Genomic DNA, 14,038 nt, shown 5'->3' with positions numbered 1-14,038 from the left:
AGCGATGTTGCAAAATGTCGCTCCGCCGCGAGGCGAAAAATCTGGGGCTATAGCTCAGCTGGGAGAGCGCTTGCATGGCATGCAAGAGGTCGACGGTTCGATCCCGTCTAGCTCCACCAATCGTCAGGTTCAAGGTCTGGCCACACCGGCCTTGAATCGATCAGTACTCAGCACTGATCAAGCAAGAAGGTTTGTGTCCCCTTCGTCTAGTGGCCTAGGACACCGCCCTTTCACGGCGGTAACAGGGGTTCGAGTCCCCTAGGGGACGCCACGATTACCCGCTCTGCGGGATTTTATAAGGGTCATTCAATTCTTGAATGGCCCTTTTGTTTGTCTGGCGTTCAGCCAATTCTCCTATCCTCGAAAAGACACTGCTGACCAGTGGACTGAGTTTCTGCTTGCGGAAAATTATTATGTTGATAATATTGTGATCGTAATATTCGGAGGCGACGATGAGCGATAAAAAAGCACAGACCCGTGAACGCATTATCAAGGCCGCCAGCGATGCGCTGATTCAGCGTGGTCCGGCCGAGCCGAGCGTGGGCGAGGTCATGGGCGCGGCCGGGCTGACGGTGGGCGGCTTCTACGCCCATTTCGAGAGCAAGGATGCGTTGATGCTGGAGGCTTTCAAGCAACTGCTCAGCCGGCGTCGCGGCCTGATCGCCGACATGGATGCCGAACTGACCGGCGAAGAGCGACGCGCCCTGGTGGCGGCGTTCTACCTGTCGCGCAAGCATCGGGACTCCACTGAGAACGCCTGTCCGATCCCGGCATCGATCGGTGAGTTGGGACGGCTGCCGGATCCGTTTCGTGAAGTGCTCAACGAACACATCGAATTAATGACCGCGCAATTGGCGGCCAGCCCGGAAGACGCCGACAAGGCTCTCGCCGACATTGCCTTGATGGTCGGTGGCCTGGCCCTGGCAAGGGCGTTGGGGCCGGGGGAGTTATCGGATCGTGTGCTGCGCGCCGCCAAATCTGCGGTGCGGTGAGCTAAGGCGCAAGCCGTGGGAGAAGAGCGATGGACAGATTGAGCTGGATTCGTGGCGTCAATGGCACGCTGGGTCGGGTGGCTCCGCGTTTGGTGGCAAGGAAAATGCGCGCGCTGTTCATGCATCCCCGGAACCTGCCACCACGGGACTGGGAATTGCCATTGCTGGCAAGCTCCGAGCGCATCACCTTGCGCTTCGGTCTTTCGGCCCTGCGCTGGGGCAAAGGCCCGACCGTCTTGATGATGCATGGTTGGGAAGGGCGGCCTACGCAGTTCGCCGCTTTGATTACGGCGCTGGTGGGCGCCGGTTACACGGTGGTGTCACTGGACGGCCCGGCCCATGGCCGCTCACCTGGCCGTGAGGCGAATCTCCTGTCGTTCGCCAGGGCGATGCTCGAGGCCGCTGCGGAACTGCCGCCGCTGCAAGCGGTGATCGGGCATTCCATGGGCGGGGCCAGTGCCATGCTCGCGGTCCAGTTGGGGTTGCGCACCGAGACCCTGGTCAGCATCGCCGCACCCGCACGCATTCTTGGGGTGCTGCGTGGCTTCGCCCGGCTGGTGGGCCTGCCACCCCAGGCGCGTTCGGCGTTCATTCGTCAGGTGGAAAAGGACGTGGGCATGCGCGCCTCGAAGCTGGACGTCGCGCATTATCAGCTGGATGTGCCGGGGTTGATCGTCCACGCCGAGGACGACACCTCCGTCTCGGTCAACGAGTCGCAGTTGATTCATGAGGCCTGGTTTGACAGCCGCCTGCTGCGCTTGCCCCAGGGCGGGCACCAGCGGGTGCTGGCCGATCCCCGTGTCATCGATGGCGTGTTATCGCTGCTGGCCGGGCGCAATCTGCAGGCACGGCAATCGGCCTGAGTTGTGGGGGCTGGGCTGGCCCGCGATCGCGTCGGTATATTCGACATTGATGCAGTTTGACCCGCCGCCATCGCGGGCCAGCCCGGCTCCCACAGGGATCGGGTACACTGCCCCGATTCACATCGATCGGGAGAGGGGCATGGGCTGGGATCGGGCAACACCGTTCATCATGGATCTTCAAGTAGCCGCCGAAGACATCGACGGGCTGGGCCACGCCAACAACGCCGTCTACGTCTCCTGGCTCGAACGCTGTGCCTGGCGCCATTCCCAGCGCCTGGGGCTGGACCTGGCGGAGTACCGCCGACTGGACCGGGCGATGGCCGTGGTGCGTCATGAAATCGATTACCTGGCGGCTGCCTACGAAGGCGACGAACTGCAGCTGGCCACCTGGATCGTCGACTGGGACCAGCGACTGAAGATGACCCGGCATTTCCAGCTGATCCGCCCCAGCGACAACACCACCGTGCTGCGGGCGCAGACCACATTCGTCTGCATTGAGCTCTCCACCGGCAAGCCCAAGCGCATGCCGCCGGAGTTCATCGAAGGCTACGGCCCGGCGCTCGCGGCTCATGGTACATCCAGCATTCTCGCCAACTGATCCACCGCTATCGCGAGCAGGCTCGCTCCCACATCGGCCTAGGCCAGCAGACCCATGGCGGCCATCCATAGCCCCCTGTGGGAGCGAGCCTGCTCGCGATGGCGGAGGTACATCCAGCACACTGCAAACTGACCCACCACTATCGCAAGCACGCTTGGTCCCACAGAATCCGGTAAACTGCCGCACGTTTTTTCGTTGAGTGCGTTTTCCCATGCAAATTGCCCTGGCGCCCATGGAGGGGTTGGTCGACAACATCCTGCGGGACGTCCTGACACGCGTCGGTGGTATCGACTGGTGTGTGACCGAGTTCATCCGCGTCAATGACCGCCTGCTCACGCCGGCCTACTTCCACAAGCTCGCCCCGGAGCTGCTGACCGGCGCCCGGACCGCCGCCGGCGTGCCGCTGAGGGTGCAGTTGCTGGGCTCCGACCCGGTGTGCCTGGCGGAAAACGCTGCGTTGGCCTGTGAGTTGGGTTCGGAAGTCGTTGACCTGAATTTCGGCTGCCCGGCCAAGACGGTGAACAAGTCCAGGGGCGGCGCGGTATTGCTCAAGGAGCCGGAGCTGCTCAACGAAATCGTCGAACATGTCCGTCGCGCGGTGCCAAAGCACATTCCGGTCACCGCCAAGATGCGCCTGGGCTTCGACAGTCCGGACGGTGCGCTGGTCTGCGCCACGGCGCTGGCCGAAGGCGGGGCGGCGCACATCGTGGTGCACGCGCGGACCAAGACTGACGGCTACAAGCCGCCGGCCCATTGGGAGTGGATCCCCCGGGTGCAGGAAGTGGTCAAGGTGCCGGTGTTCGCCAATGGGGATATCTGGAGCGTCGAGGATTGGCGGCGTTGCCGTGAAATCAGCGGCGTAGAGGACATCATGCTCGGTCGTGGCCTCGTTTCCCGTCCGGACCTGGCCCGACAGATCGCCGCCGCCCGCGCTGGTGAAGAGGTGGTGCAGATGTCCTGGGCAGAGCTGCAACCGATGCTCCAGGATTTCTGGGTACAAGTGGTCGAACAGCTGACGCCGCGTCAGGCGCCCGGACGGTTGAAGCAGTGGCTGGCGATGCTGACCCGCAATTATCCTGAAGCGGTCGAGCTGTTTACCGCGCTGCGTCGGGAAACCGAGCTCGATGCCGTGGGCCATTTGCTGGGTGTGCAGCGCACCGAAGCGGCCTGAAAAAAATTTCGAAAAAAGCTCTTGAAAAGTATTTGGCGACCCCTAGATAAGGGGTACGCGATGCCGAATTCGGGTCGCGGAGACAAAAAACCTTGCTGAAATTTTCAGGAGATTTGAATCATGAGTACTGCATTTTCGCTGGCCCCTCTGTTCCGTTCCTCGGTGGGCTTCGACCGTTTCAACGACCTGTTCGAAACCGCCCTGCGCAACGAACCGGGCAGCAGCTATCCACCCTACAACGTGGAAAAATACGGTGATGATGAATACCGTATCGTAGTCGCCGCCGCTGGCTTCCGGGAAGAAGACCTGGACCTGCAGGTGGAAAAAGGTGTGCTGACCATCAGCGGCGGTAAGCGCGAGGCCAGCAACGACAGCGTGACCTACCTGCATCAGGGCATCGCCCAGCGTGCATTCAAGCTGTCCTTCCGGTTGGCGGATCATATCGAGATCAAGTCCGCGGGCCTGAGCAACGGTCTGTTGAGCATCGACCTGTTGCGGGTGATTCCGGAAGAGGCGAAAGCCAAGCGCATCCCGATCAACGGTGCGCAGCAACAACCCGCGCTGCAGAACTGATGCATCGCAATTGAAAAAGGGCGCCGAAAGGGCGCCCTTTTTCATGCCGGTGATTTTATTGTGGCGAGGGGATGAATCCCCTCGCCACAGAAGACAGCTGCACTCGTTACGGCAGCAACCGCTCGAACGCATCCAACGGCAACGGCCGGCTGTGCAGGTAACCCTGGTACAGATGGCAATCGAGCCCCTGCAGGAAGTGCAGTTGTTCCAGGGTTTCCACGCCTTCGGCAATCATTTCCAGGTTGAGGCTGCGGGCCATGGCGACGATGGCGCGGATGATCTCGGCGTCGTTGGGGTCGCTGGTGGCGTCGCGCACGAATGACTGGTCGATCTTCAGTGTGTCCACCGGCAGGCGCTTGAGGTAGGTCAGCGACGAATAACCGGTGCCGAAGTCATCCATGGCGAAGCTCACCCCCAACTTCTTGAGGCGGCGCATCTTGCCGATGGTGTCGTCCAGGTTCTGGATCACGATGCCTTCGGTGATTTCCAGTTTCAACATGGTGCAGGGCAGGCCGTGGATCGTGAGGCTGTTTTCGATGCGTTCGACGAAGTCGCTCTGACGAAACTGGCGCGGGCTGATGTTCACGCACAGGCTGAACCGCTGCGGATCGATCTTGCCCTTCGCAATCAATTGCTTGAAGCCATTGCAGGCTTCATCGAGGATCCAGGTGCCCACTTCCAGGATCAACCCGCTGTCTTCCAGGACCTTGATGAACTCGTTGGGCGACTGTGCGCCCAGTTCGGGATGATGCCAGCGCACCAGCGCTTCGGCACCGACGATACGGTTGTCCCGGGCGTCGACCTGAGGTTGGAAGTGCAGGCTGAACTCGTCGCGGGCCAGGGCCTGGCGCAGGTCGGTTTCCATGCGCAGCCGTTCACTGGCCGCCTTCTGCATGGTGGCGTGGAACATCTGCGAGGTGTTGCGCCCCGAATCCTTGGCGCGATAGAGCGCAATGTCTGCGCGCTTGAGCAGATCGGTCGGGGTGGAACCGTGGTCGGGAATCAGCGCCATGCCGATGCTGGGCGTGACCTGCAATCGCTGGCCGTCGAGGAACATCGGCTCTGAAAGCAGTTCGCGCAGGGTGTCGGCCAGCTTCTGCACCTGCTCGCTGACTTCGTTGCGGGTGCCTTCCAGGCCGCTGAGCAACACCACGAACTCGTCACCGCCCAGTCGTGCGACGGTGTCCTCCAGGCGAACGCTGGCTTCCAGGCGCGCGGTGATGATTTTCAGCACGGTGTCACCCACTGGGTGCCCCAGGGAGTCGTTGATGTGCTTGAAGTGGTCAAGATCGAGGAACAGCAGCGCACCGCGCAAATTATGGCGTTTGAGCAGGGCGATCTGCTGGCTGAGCCGGTCCATCAGCAAGGCCCGGTTGGGCAGGTTGGTCAGCGGATCGTGATAGGCCAGGTGACGGATCTGGGCTTCGGCGTTGCGCAGCAGGCTCACGTCCCGGGCGGTCAGCAACAGGCAGTCCGTTTCGTTGAGCATGATGGGCTCGACCGACACCTCAACCGTGAGCAATTCCCCACGTTTGTTGCGTCCGAGCATTTCCTGGTGGTGCACACGGCCCTTGAGTTGCAATTCGGCCAGCAGGGACGCGCGTTGTTTTTCCTCGGCCCAGATGCCCACCTCGTACACCGTGTGTCCTATCACCTCGTCGGAGCGGTAGCCGGTCAGGCGGCAGAAACCGTCGTTGACCTCCAGGTAGCGGCCGCTTTCGCGTTCGGTGATGGTGATGGCGTCAGGGCTGGAGTGGAACGCCTTGGCGAATTTTTCCTCGCTGGCCTTCAGGGCCGCTTCGGAGCGTTGTTGCTGGGTGATGTCCCGCAGGGTGGTGACGATGCAGGGCTGGTTGCTGACGTTGATCTGCCGGCTGGAGATCACGCAGGTCAGCGGCTGGCCGTTCTTGTGATGGACGACAATGGCAACGTTGTTCAGCGATTGCTCGCGAATCACCCGTTCGATGCGTTGCAGGCTGTTGCCCGAGGCGTCCCAGAGGCCGATTTCGTCGGCACTGCGGCCGATCACATCACTGGCGGACCAGCCGAAGGTCTGGGTGAAGCTGGAGTTGATCTCAAGGAAGCGGCTGCTTTCCTGGTGGGTGACGCAGATCGGATCGGGGCTGACCTGGAACAGCGTGGCGAATTTTTCCTCGGACGCCGCCAGGCTCTGCTCGCGCTGGACCTGATCGGTGATGTCCAGCAAGGTGCCGGCCATGCGCTGGGGGCTGCCGTCTTCGTTGCGGTAGAGGCGGGCGCGGCTCTCCAGGTAACGGGAGCTGCCATCCGGCAATTGCACGCGGTAGGTCAGTTGATAATTGCCCGCCGGGCCTTCGCGCAGGCTGCGATACGCATTGCGCATGTTGTTGCGCTCTTCGTCGGGCACCCCTTCGAAAAAAGCGTCGAATGATTCGTGGAACGGCTTGGGCTCCAGGCCATGGAGCTGCGCGGCACGGGCCGAGCCGTAGAGCATGCCGCTGGGTATGTGCCAGTCCCAAGTGCCCAACTGCGCCGAGTCGAGGGCCAGGTCGAGGCGTTCCTGGCTGTCCTTGAGGGCCAGTTCGGCCAGTTTGCGTTCAGTGGTGTCGAGAAACGTGCTCAGCAGATAGGGCTGCCCTTCAAGTTCGACCTTTTGCGCGCTGAGGATGCCGTTGTGGATCTGGCCGTTACTGGCGCGGAATTCCACCTCCATGCTCACCAGTTCGCCCTTGGCCTTGGTGGCTTCCACCAGTCTTGCCCGCTGGCTGGGATCGACCCACAGGCCCAGTTCCAGGGTGGTACGGCCGATGACATCGTGCACCGGCCAGCCGAACAGGCTTTCGAAATACTGGTTGGCTTCGCTGATCAGCCCGTCTTCCTGGCGGGTCAGCAGCACCATGTTCGGGCAGAGGTGAAAGAGCGTGGCAAAGCGTTTCTCCGAGCTGCGCAAGGCCTGTTCGCGCTCGCGCTGGTGGGTGATCTCACGGATGACCCCGATCATGCGTGGGCGTCCGTGCTTGTCGGGCGATACGCTGCCGCTGATTTCCAGCCAGTGCAGGCTGCCGTCGGGCCAGACAATGCGATGGTGCATCGCCTGTTCCAGCGGCGCGCCGGCCACGGCCGCGTGAAAGGCGCGGATGGCCTTGGTGCGGTCCTCGGGCAATAGCAGGTCCAGGTAATCCACATCCCCTGGCAGCGGTTGGCGCGGGTCGAAGCCGAACAGCGCCTGGGTGCCCCTGGACCAACTGATCCGCCCGGTATCGATGTCCCACGACCAGGCCCCCAGGCGCGCTCCGTTCAGCGCGGCCAGCAACTGCGGCGCGCTGTCCCAGCTTTGCTCCGACCGTTTCGGGTCAAGCGCCTGGATACGCGGCAGGGGCGGGAGATGGTCAGCGGGTTTGGGCATTATCTAGCGAGCCTTGGGCAGTGAGCGTTAAGCGCAGGCATTTTCGGCTCTATAGGAGTAGCACAACCTATGCCCTTGTCCCTGGCAGATCGATTTGTGCGTCCAATAAGGACATGAAAGCGCGCGCAGCATTCGACAGCGTCCGTTCAGTGTGCACGATATAGCCTAGCTGGCGACTGAGCTGTATGCCCGGCAAAGGGATGCGCGCCACCTGATCGTCGAGCATGGTGCGCGGCAGGACGCTCCAGGCCAGCCCGATGGAGACCATCATCTTTATGGTTTCCAGATAATTCGTGCTCATGGCGATGTTCGGTGTCAGGCCCTGGGCCTCGAACAGGCGCCGGACGATGTGGTGGGTAAACGTGTTGCCCCCTGGAAAAACCGCGGGGTGCAGGGCGATGTCCGCCAGGCTGACCGCGCGGTTGTCCAGCAGCGCATGTTCCGGCGCCACCACGAAATCCAGGGGGTCGTCCCACACCGGCGTGGCACGCATCAGCGCATGCGGCTCGGGGGCGAGGGTGATGACCGCCAGTTCCGCCCGTCCGTGAAGAATTTCTTCGTAGGCCACTTCCGAATCCAGGAACTGAATGTCCAGGGCCACTTGTGGATAACGTCGGGTGAATTCCCTCAATAGAGGCGGTAGGCGGTGCAGGCCGATGTGATGGCTGGTGGCCAGCGTCAGCCGGCCGGTGACTTCGCCGGTCAGGTTGGTCAAGGCACGACGGGTGTCATCCAGCACATTGAGGATCTGATAGGCCCGTGGCAGCAGGGCCCGACCCGCCTCGGTCAGGCCGATTTCACGCCCCAGTCGATCGAACAGGCGGACTTTGAGCTGCTGTTCCAGCCCGGCGATACGCTTGCTGATGGCCGGCTGGGTCAGGTGCAGGCGTTCACCGGCGCCGGAGAAACTGCCCGTCTCGGCAATGGCGATAAAGGCGTTGAGGTTGGCGAGGTCCATGGCAGTCTTTGTCGAATTCCTGTTGGTTATGCAAAGTATAAAAATTATGAATTTGAGTTATTTAATGTAGCCCCATACCATCAGCCTCACAAGCCAAAGGGTTATTGAGTCGTTCAAGACCCGGGGCATAGAAACAAGCTGATGAGGAACCGTCTGATGGCCGGCAAAACGCTCTACGACAAGCTCTGGGATTCGCATTTGGTCAAGCAGCGCGACGATGGCTCGGCGCTGATCTATATCGACCGTCACATCATCCACGAAGTGACCTCGCCACAAGCCTTCGAAGGGCTGCGCCTGGCCGGGCGCAAGCCATGGCGGATCGATGCCAACATCGCGACCCCGGACCACAACGTGCCGACCACCCCGGAGCGCAAGGGCGGTATCGAAGCCATTGTCGACCAGGTTTCGCGTTTGCAGGTTCAGACCCTCGATGACAACTGTGACGAATACGGCATCGTTGAATTCAAGATGAACGACGTACGCCAGGGCATCGTCCACGTCATCGGCCCGGAGCAGGGCGCGACCTTGCCCGGCATGACCGTGGTCTGCGGCGACTCCCACACCTCCACCCACGGCGCTTTTGGTGCCTTGGCCCACGGCATCGGCACCTCCGAGGTCGAGCATGTGCTCGCCACCCAGTGCCTGGTGGCCAAGAAAATGAAGAACATGCTGGTGCGCGTCGAGGGCAAGCTGCCGTTCGGCGTGACCGCCAAGGACATCGTCCTGGCTGTGATCGGCAAGATCGGCACCGCTGGCGGTAACGGCCATGCCATCGAGTTCGCCGGCAGCGCGATCCGCGACCTGTCCGTCGAAGGCCGCATGACCATCTGCAACATGTCCATCGAAGCCGGTGCCCGCGTGGGCCTGGTGGCTGCCGATGAAAAGACCGTCGAGTACGTCAAGGGTCGTCCGTTCGCCCCGAAAGGCGCCGAGTGGGACCTGGCGGTAGAGGCCTGGAAAGACCTGGTGTCGGACGCCGACGCCAGGTTCGACACGGTGGTCGAGCTCGATGCCACTCAGATCAAGCCGCAGGTCAGCTGGGGCACTTCGCCCGAGATGGTCCTGGCGGTGGATCAGAAGGTGCCGGATCCGGCCAAGGAAATGGACCTGGTCAAGCGCGACTCCATCGTGCGCGCCTTGAAGTACATGGGCTTGAGCGCGAACCAGGCGATCACCGACATTCAGCTCGACCGCGTGTTCATCGGTTCCTGCACCAACTCGCGGATCGAAGACCTGCGCGCCGCAGCAGTGATTGCCAAGGGCCGCAAGGTCGCCTCGACCATCAAACAGGCCATCGTGGTACCGGGTTCGGGCCTGGTGAAGGCCCAGGCCGAAGCGGAAGGGCTGGACAAGGTGTTCATCGAAGCCGGTTTCGAATGGCGTGAGCCAGGGTGCTCGATGTGCCTGGCGATGAACCCGGACCGCCTGGAGTCGGGCGAGCATTGCGCCTCCACCTCCAACCGTAACTTCGAAGGCCGTCAGGGCGCTGGTGGGCGTACCCACCTGGTCAGCCCGGCCATGGCCGCGGCGGCTGCCGTCAACGGCCGTTTCGTCGACGTTCGTGAATTGATCTGAAGGAGAGCGCAGCATGAAAGCTTTTACCCAGCACACTGGTCTTGTCGCGCCTCTGGATCGTGCCAACGTCGACACCGACCAGATCATTCCCAAGCAATTCCTGAAGTCCATCAAGCGCACCGGCTTCGGTCCGAACCTGTTCGACGAATGGCGTTACCTGGATGTGGGCCAGCCCTACCAGGACAACTCCAAGCGGCCGCTGAACAAGGACTTCGTGCTCAACGCCGAGCGCTACCAGGGCGCCAGCGTGTTGCTGGCCCGGGAGAACTTCGGTTGCGGTTCGAGCCGCGAACACGCGCCATGGGCTCTTGAAGAGTACGGCTTCCGCAGCATCATCGCGCCGAGCTACGCCGACATCTTCTTCAACAACAGCTTCAAGAACGGTTTGCTGCCGATCATCCTCAGCGATGCTGAAGTGGACGAGCTGTTCCAGCAGGTCGAGGCCAACCCGGGCTACCAGTTGCAGATCGACCTCGCAGCCCAGACCGTGACCCGTCCCGACGGCAAGGTGTTGAGCTTCGAGATCGATGCGTTTCGCAAACATTGCCTGCTCAACGGGCTGGACGACATCGGTTTGACCCTGCAGGACAGCGAGGCGATTGCCGCGTTCGAAGCGAAGCATCGGGCGAGCCAGCCTTGGTTGTTTCGCGATGCTTGATTTCGCGTAAGGCGTGACAACGTTATCGCGAGCAGGCTCGCTCCCACATTGGATTTGCGGTGTACCCAAAACCCTGTGGGAGCGAGCCCGCTCGCGAAGAGGCCAGCCCAGGCACTACAACACCCTAAGGACATCCCATGACCAGCACCGCCCACAGTCAGGTTGTACAAAAGCAATTCGGTGAACAGGCCTCGGCCTATCTGAGCAGTGCCGTGCACGCCCAGGGCGCCGAGTTCGCGCTGCTGCAGGCGGCACTGGCGGGGAAGGACAATGCCCGTGTGCTGGACCTGGGATGCGGCGCCGGCCACGTGAGTTTTCACGTGGCGCCATTGGCCGGTGAAGTGGTGGCCTATGACCTGTCCCAGCAGATGCTGGACGTGGTGGCCACGGCGGCAGTGGGGCGTGGCTTGGGTAACATCGCCACGGTGTGCGGTGCCGCCGAGCGCTTGCCGTTCGCCGATGGCGAGTTCGACTTCGTGTTCAGCCGCTATTCGGCGCATCATTGGAGCGACCTGGGTTTGGCGTTGCGCGAAGTGCGCCGCGTGCTCAAGCCGGGTGGGGTGATGGCGTTCATTGATATCCTGTCGCCCGGCACGCCGTTGCTGGATACCTACCTGCAAAGCGTCGAAGTACTGCGCGACACCAGCCATGTGCGTGACTATTCGGCCGCCGAGTGGCTGCGCCAGGTCAGCGAAGCGGGGCTGCAGGTGAGCAGCACCTCTCGCCAACGCTTGCGCCTGGAATACCACTCCTGGGTCGAGCGCATGCGCACACCCGAGGTGATGCGTGGTGCGATTCTCGAGCTGCAACGCGCGATGGGCGATGAAGTGCGTGAATATTTCGAAATTGAGGCCGATGGTTCTTTCAGTACGGATGTACTGGTGCTGTGGGCCGAGCGATAGCATTTTTCCTGGTGCCCGGAAGTAGAAAACCTGGCGCGCCGGTACAACAAACGAGGAAAGCATGAGCAAGCAGATTCTGATTCTCCCAGGCGACGGTATTGGCCCGGAAATCATGGCCGAAGCGGTCAAGGTCCTGGAACTGGCGAACGACAAGTACGGCCTGGGCTTCGAGCTCAGCCACGACGTGATCGGCGGCGCTGCCATCGACAAGCACGGCGTGCCCCTGGCCGATGAAACCCTGGACCGTGCCCGCGCGGCCGATGCCGTGCTGCTGGGTGCCGTGGGTGGCCCGAAATGGGACAAGATCGAGCGCGACATCCGCCCCGAGCGCGGCCTGCTGAAGATCCGTGCGCAACTGGGCCTGTTCGGCAACCTGCGCCCGGCGATCCTCTATCCGCAACTGGCCGACGCTTCGAGCCTGAAGCCGGAAATCGTTTCGGGCCTGGATATCCTTATCGTCCGTGAACTGACCGGCGGTATCTACTTCGGTGCCCCGCGTGGTACTCGCGAGTTGGATAATGGCGAGCGTCAGGCCTACGACACCCTGCCGTACAGCGAGAGCGAAATCCGCCGTATCGCCCGGGTCGGCTTCGACATGGCCCGCGTGCGTGGCAAGAAGCTGTGCTCGGTGGACAAGGCCAACGTGCTGGCGTCCAGCCAACTGTGGCGCGAAGTGGTCGAGCAGGTGGCCAAGGATTACCCGGACATCGAACTGAGCCACATGTACGTCGACAACGCCGCGATGCAACTGGTGCGCGCACCGAAGCAGTTCGACGTGATCGTCACTGACAATATGTTCGGCGACATCCTGTCCGACGAAGCGTCGATGCTCACCGGTTCCATCGGCATGCTGCCGTCGGCCTCCCTGGATGCCAACAACAAAGGCATGTACGAGCCGTGCCACGGTTCGGCGCCGGACATTGCCGGGCAGGGCATTGCCAACCCGTTGGCGACTATCCTGTCGGTGTCGATGATGCTGCGCTACAGCTTCAACCTCAATGACGCCGCCGATGCCATTGAAAAGGCCGTCAGCGTGGTGTTGGACCAGGGTTTGCGCACCGGCGACATCTGGTCGGCCGGTTGTACCAAAGTCGGTACGCAGCAAATGGGCGACGCGGTAGTCGCCGCGCTGCGGAATCTGTAATCTCTCCGGTCCACCGCTTCGACGGTGGCCCACTTTTGTATAGGTGCAGTTGCGATGAAACGTGTAGGTCTGATCGGTTGGCGGGGCATGGTCGGTTCCGTGCTCATGCAGCGAATGCTGGAAGAGCAGGATTTCGATCTCATCGAGCCGGTGTTCTTCACCACTTCCAATGTCGGTGGCCAGGGCCCGTCCGTGGGCAAGGACACCGGTGCGCTCAAGGATGCCTACAGCATTGAAGAGCTCAAGACCCTCGATGTGATCCTGACGTGCCAGGGCGGCGACTACACCAGCGAAGTCTTCCCGAAACTGCGCGAGGCCGGTTGGCAGGGCTACTGGATCGACGCTGCTTCCAGCCTGCGCATGCAGGACGACGCGGTGATCATCCTCGACCCGGTCAACCGCAAGGTCATCGACCAGCAATTGGACGCCGGCACCAAGAACTACATCGGCGGCAACTGCACCGTCAGCCTGATGCTGATGGGCCTGGGCGGTCTGTTCGAAGCCGGTCTGGTGGAGTGGATGAGCGCCATGACCTATCAGGCGGCTTCCGGTGCCGGCGCGCAGAACATGCGTGAGCTGATCAAGCAGATGGGCGCGACCCACGCCGCCGTCGCCGATGACCTGGCCAACCCGGCCAGCGCCATCCTGGACATCGACCGCAAGGTCGCCGAGGCGATGCGCAGCGATGCCTACCCGACCGAGAACTTCGGTGTGCCGCTGGCCGGCAGCCTGATTCCTTGGATCGACAAGGAGCTGCCGAACGGTCAGAGCCGCGAAGAGTGGAAGGCCCAGGCCGAAACCAACAAGATCCTCGGTCGCTTCAAGAGCCCGATCCCGGTGGACGGCATTTGCGTGCGCATCGGCGCCATGCGCTGCCACAGCCAGGCGCTGACCATCAAGCTGAACAAGGACGTGCCGATCGCCGACATCGAAGGGTTGATCAGCCAGCACAATCCTTGGGTCAAGCTGGTGCCGAACAACCGCGAAACCAGCATGCAGGAGCTGAGCCCGACCAAGGTCACCGGCACCCTGAACGTGCCGGTGGGACGCCTGCGCAAGCTGAACATGGGCTCGCAATTCGTCGGTGCCTTCACCGTCGGCGACCAACTGCTGTGGGGCGCGGCCGAACCGCTGCGTCGCATGCTGCGGATCTTGCTCGAGCGTTGATCCTTGCTGCTGTGAAAGAACCCGTGCCTTGCGAGAGGTGCGGGTTTTTTTA

12 protein-coding genes and 2 tRNA genes are annotated in these 14,038 nt (G+C 62.1%); 12 read left to right on the top strand and 2 right to left on the bottom strand.

Annotated features, from left to right (window positions below):
• Window positions 1–43: 43 nt before the first annotated feature.
• From FGE05_RS10450 to FGE05_RS10420, 7 genes are all read left to right on the top strand, one after another.
• Window positions 44–119, top strand: a tRNA-Ala gene (locus FGE05_RS10450).
• Window positions 120–195: 76 nt separating this feature from the next.
• Window positions 196–271: transfer RNA gene (locus FGE05_RS10445), tRNA-Glu, on the top strand.
• A 181-nt stretch (window positions 272–452) separates the two neighbouring features.
• Window positions 453–992 carry a TetR/AcrR family transcriptional regulator gene (locus tag FGE05_RS10440; RefSeq protein WP_139644618.1) on the top strand — a complete coding sequence of 180 codons (540 nt, stop codon included), beginning with the start codon at window positions 453–455 and terminating at the stop codon, window positions 990–992.
• Between the two features lie 29 nt (window positions 993–1,021).
• Window positions 1,022–1,855 (top strand): alpha/beta fold hydrolase, encoded by an 834-nt coding sequence (locus FGE05_RS10435; RefSeq protein ID WP_139644616.1) that lies wholly within the window; start codon window positions 1,022–1,024, stop codon window positions 1,853–1,855.
• A 139-nt stretch (window positions 1,856–1,994) separates the two neighbouring features.
• Complete coding sequence (locus FGE05_RS10430) at window positions 1,995–2,453, top strand: thioesterase family protein (RefSeq protein ID WP_139644613.1); 459 nt, start codon at window positions 1,995–1,997, stop codon at window positions 2,451–2,453.
• 211 nt (window positions 2,454–2,664) lie between these two features.
• Window positions 2,665–3,624, top strand: coding sequence for a tRNA-dihydrouridine synthase (locus FGE05_RS10425; protein WP_024779169.1), 960 nt, complete (start codon window positions 2,665–2,667; stop codon window positions 3,622–3,624).
• 120 nt (window positions 3,625–3,744) lie between these two features.
• The gene (locus FGE05_RS10420; RefSeq protein WP_047700569.1) at window positions 3,745–4,197 is read left to right on the top strand and encodes an Hsp20 family protein; all 453 of its coding nucleotides are present in this window, start codon (window positions 3,745–3,747) and stop codon (window positions 4,195–4,197) included.
• Window positions 4,198–4,303: 106 nt separating this feature from the next.
• Here FGE05_RS10420 and FGE05_RS10415 read toward each other — a convergent pair whose 3' ends face one another.
• Together FGE05_RS10415 and FGE05_RS10410 are read right to left on the bottom strand one after the other, a co-directional pair.
• Entirely contained in the window at window positions 4,304–7,582 is a 3,279-nt protein-coding gene (locus FGE05_RS10415) for an EAL domain-containing protein (protein ID WP_139644611.1), read from the bottom strand.
• 67 nt (window positions 7,583–7,649) lie between these two features.
• On the bottom strand, window positions 7,650–8,540 hold the full coding sequence (locus tag FGE05_RS10410; protein ID WP_139644609.1) for a LysR family transcriptional regulator: 891 nt from the start codon (window positions 8,538–8,540) through the stop codon (window positions 7,650–7,652).
• Window positions 8,541–8,696: 156 nt separating this feature from the next.
• On the opposite strand from FGE05_RS10410, the gene leuC reads away from it, so the two are divergent.
• The 5 genes from leuC (at window position 8,697) to asd (ending at window position 13,986) form a co-directional block, all read left to right on the top strand.
• Window positions 8,697–10,115 carry a 3-isopropylmalate dehydratase large subunit gene (gene leuC / locus FGE05_RS10405; RefSeq protein ID WP_139644606.1) on the top strand — a complete coding sequence of 473 codons (1,419 nt, stop codon included), beginning with the start codon at window positions 8,697–8,699 and terminating at the stop codon, window positions 10,113–10,115.
• A 13-nt stretch (window positions 10,116–10,128) separates the two neighbouring features.
• Window positions 10,129–10,773: a 3-isopropylmalate dehydratase small subunit gene (gene leuD, locus FGE05_RS10400; RefSeq protein ID WP_139644605.1), complete on the top strand. Its 645-nt coding sequence runs from the start codon at window positions 10,129–10,131 to the stop codon at window positions 10,771–10,773.
• 137 nt (window positions 10,774–10,910) lie between these two features.
• Window positions 10,911–11,675 carry a class I SAM-dependent methyltransferase gene (locus FGE05_RS10395; protein ID WP_139644603.1) on the top strand — a complete coding sequence of 255 codons (765 nt, stop codon included), beginning with the start codon at window positions 10,911–10,913 and terminating at the stop codon, window positions 11,673–11,675.
• Between the two features lie 61 nt (window positions 11,676–11,736).
• On the top strand, window positions 11,737–12,819 hold the full coding sequence (leuB, locus tag FGE05_RS10390) for a 3-isopropylmalate dehydrogenase (protein ID WP_139644601.1): 1,083 nt from the start codon (window positions 11,737–11,739) through the stop codon (window positions 12,817–12,819).
• Window positions 12,820–12,873: 54 nt separating this feature from the next.
• Window positions 12,874–13,986 carry an aspartate-semialdehyde dehydrogenase gene (asd, locus tag FGE05_RS10385; protein ID WP_024779161.1) on the top strand — a complete coding sequence of 371 codons (1,113 nt, stop codon included), beginning with the start codon at window positions 12,874–12,876 and terminating at the stop codon, window positions 13,984–13,986.
• The last annotated feature ends 52 nt before the right edge of the window (window positions 13,987–14,038 follow it).

This window comes from Pseudomonas sp. ICMP22404 (genome assembly GCF_006227205.1).
In the GTDB taxonomy this organism is placed as follows: Bacteria; Pseudomonadota; Gammaproteobacteria; order Pseudomonadales; family Pseudomonadaceae; genus Aquipseudomonas.
Note: the sequence above shows the minus strand (reverse complement) of the source record. Positions and strands in the feature narration are given on the sequence as shown.

Excerpts from the sequence above, each read along its gene's own strand:
- FGE05_RS10420 (WP_047700569.1), top strand. The coding sequence starts at position 3,745 with ATGAGTACTGCATTTTCGCTGGCCCCTCTGTTCCGTTCCTCGGTGGGC.
- FGE05_RS10415 (WP_139644611.1), bottom strand. The coding sequence starts at position 7,582 with ATGCCCAAACCCGCTGACCATCTCCCGCCCCTGCCGCGTATCCAGGCG.
- FGE05_RS10395 (WP_139644603.1), top strand. The coding sequence starts at position 10,911 with ATGACCAGCACCGCCCACAGTCAGGTTGTACAAAAGCAATTCGGTGAA.
- asd (WP_024779161.1), top strand. The coding sequence starts at position 12,874 with ATGAAACGTGTAGGTCTGATCGGTTGGCGGGGCATGGTCGGTTCCGTG.
- FGE05_RS10425 (WP_024779169.1), top strand. The coding sequence starts at position 2,665 with ATGCAAATTGCCCTGGCGCCCATGGAGGGGTTGGTCGACAACATCCTG.
- leuB (WP_139644601.1), top strand. The coding sequence starts at position 11,737 with ATGAGCAAGCAGATTCTGATTCTCCCAGGCGACGGTATTGGCCCGGAA.
- leuC (WP_139644606.1), top strand. The coding sequence starts at position 8,697 with ATGGCCGGCAAAACGCTCTACGACAAGCTCTGGGATTCGCATTTGGTC.
- FGE05_RS10430 (WP_139644613.1), top strand. The coding sequence starts at position 1,995 with ATGGGCTGGGATCGGGCAACACCGTTCATCATGGATCTTCAAGTAGCC.
- FGE05_RS10435 (WP_139644616.1), top strand. The coding sequence starts at position 1,022 with ATGGACAGATTGAGCTGGATTCGTGGCGTCAATGGCACGCTGGGTCGG.
- FGE05_RS10410 (WP_139644609.1), bottom strand. The coding sequence starts at position 8,540 with ATGGACCTCGCCAACCTCAACGCCTTTATCGCCATTGCCGAGACGGGC.
- FGE05_RS10440 (WP_139644618.1), top strand. The coding sequence starts at position 453 with ATGAGCGATAAAAAAGCACAGACCCGTGAACGCATTATCAAGGCCGCC.
- leuD (WP_139644605.1), top strand. The coding sequence starts at position 10,129 with ATGAAAGCTTTTACCCAGCACACTGGTCTTGTCGCGCCTCTGGATCGT.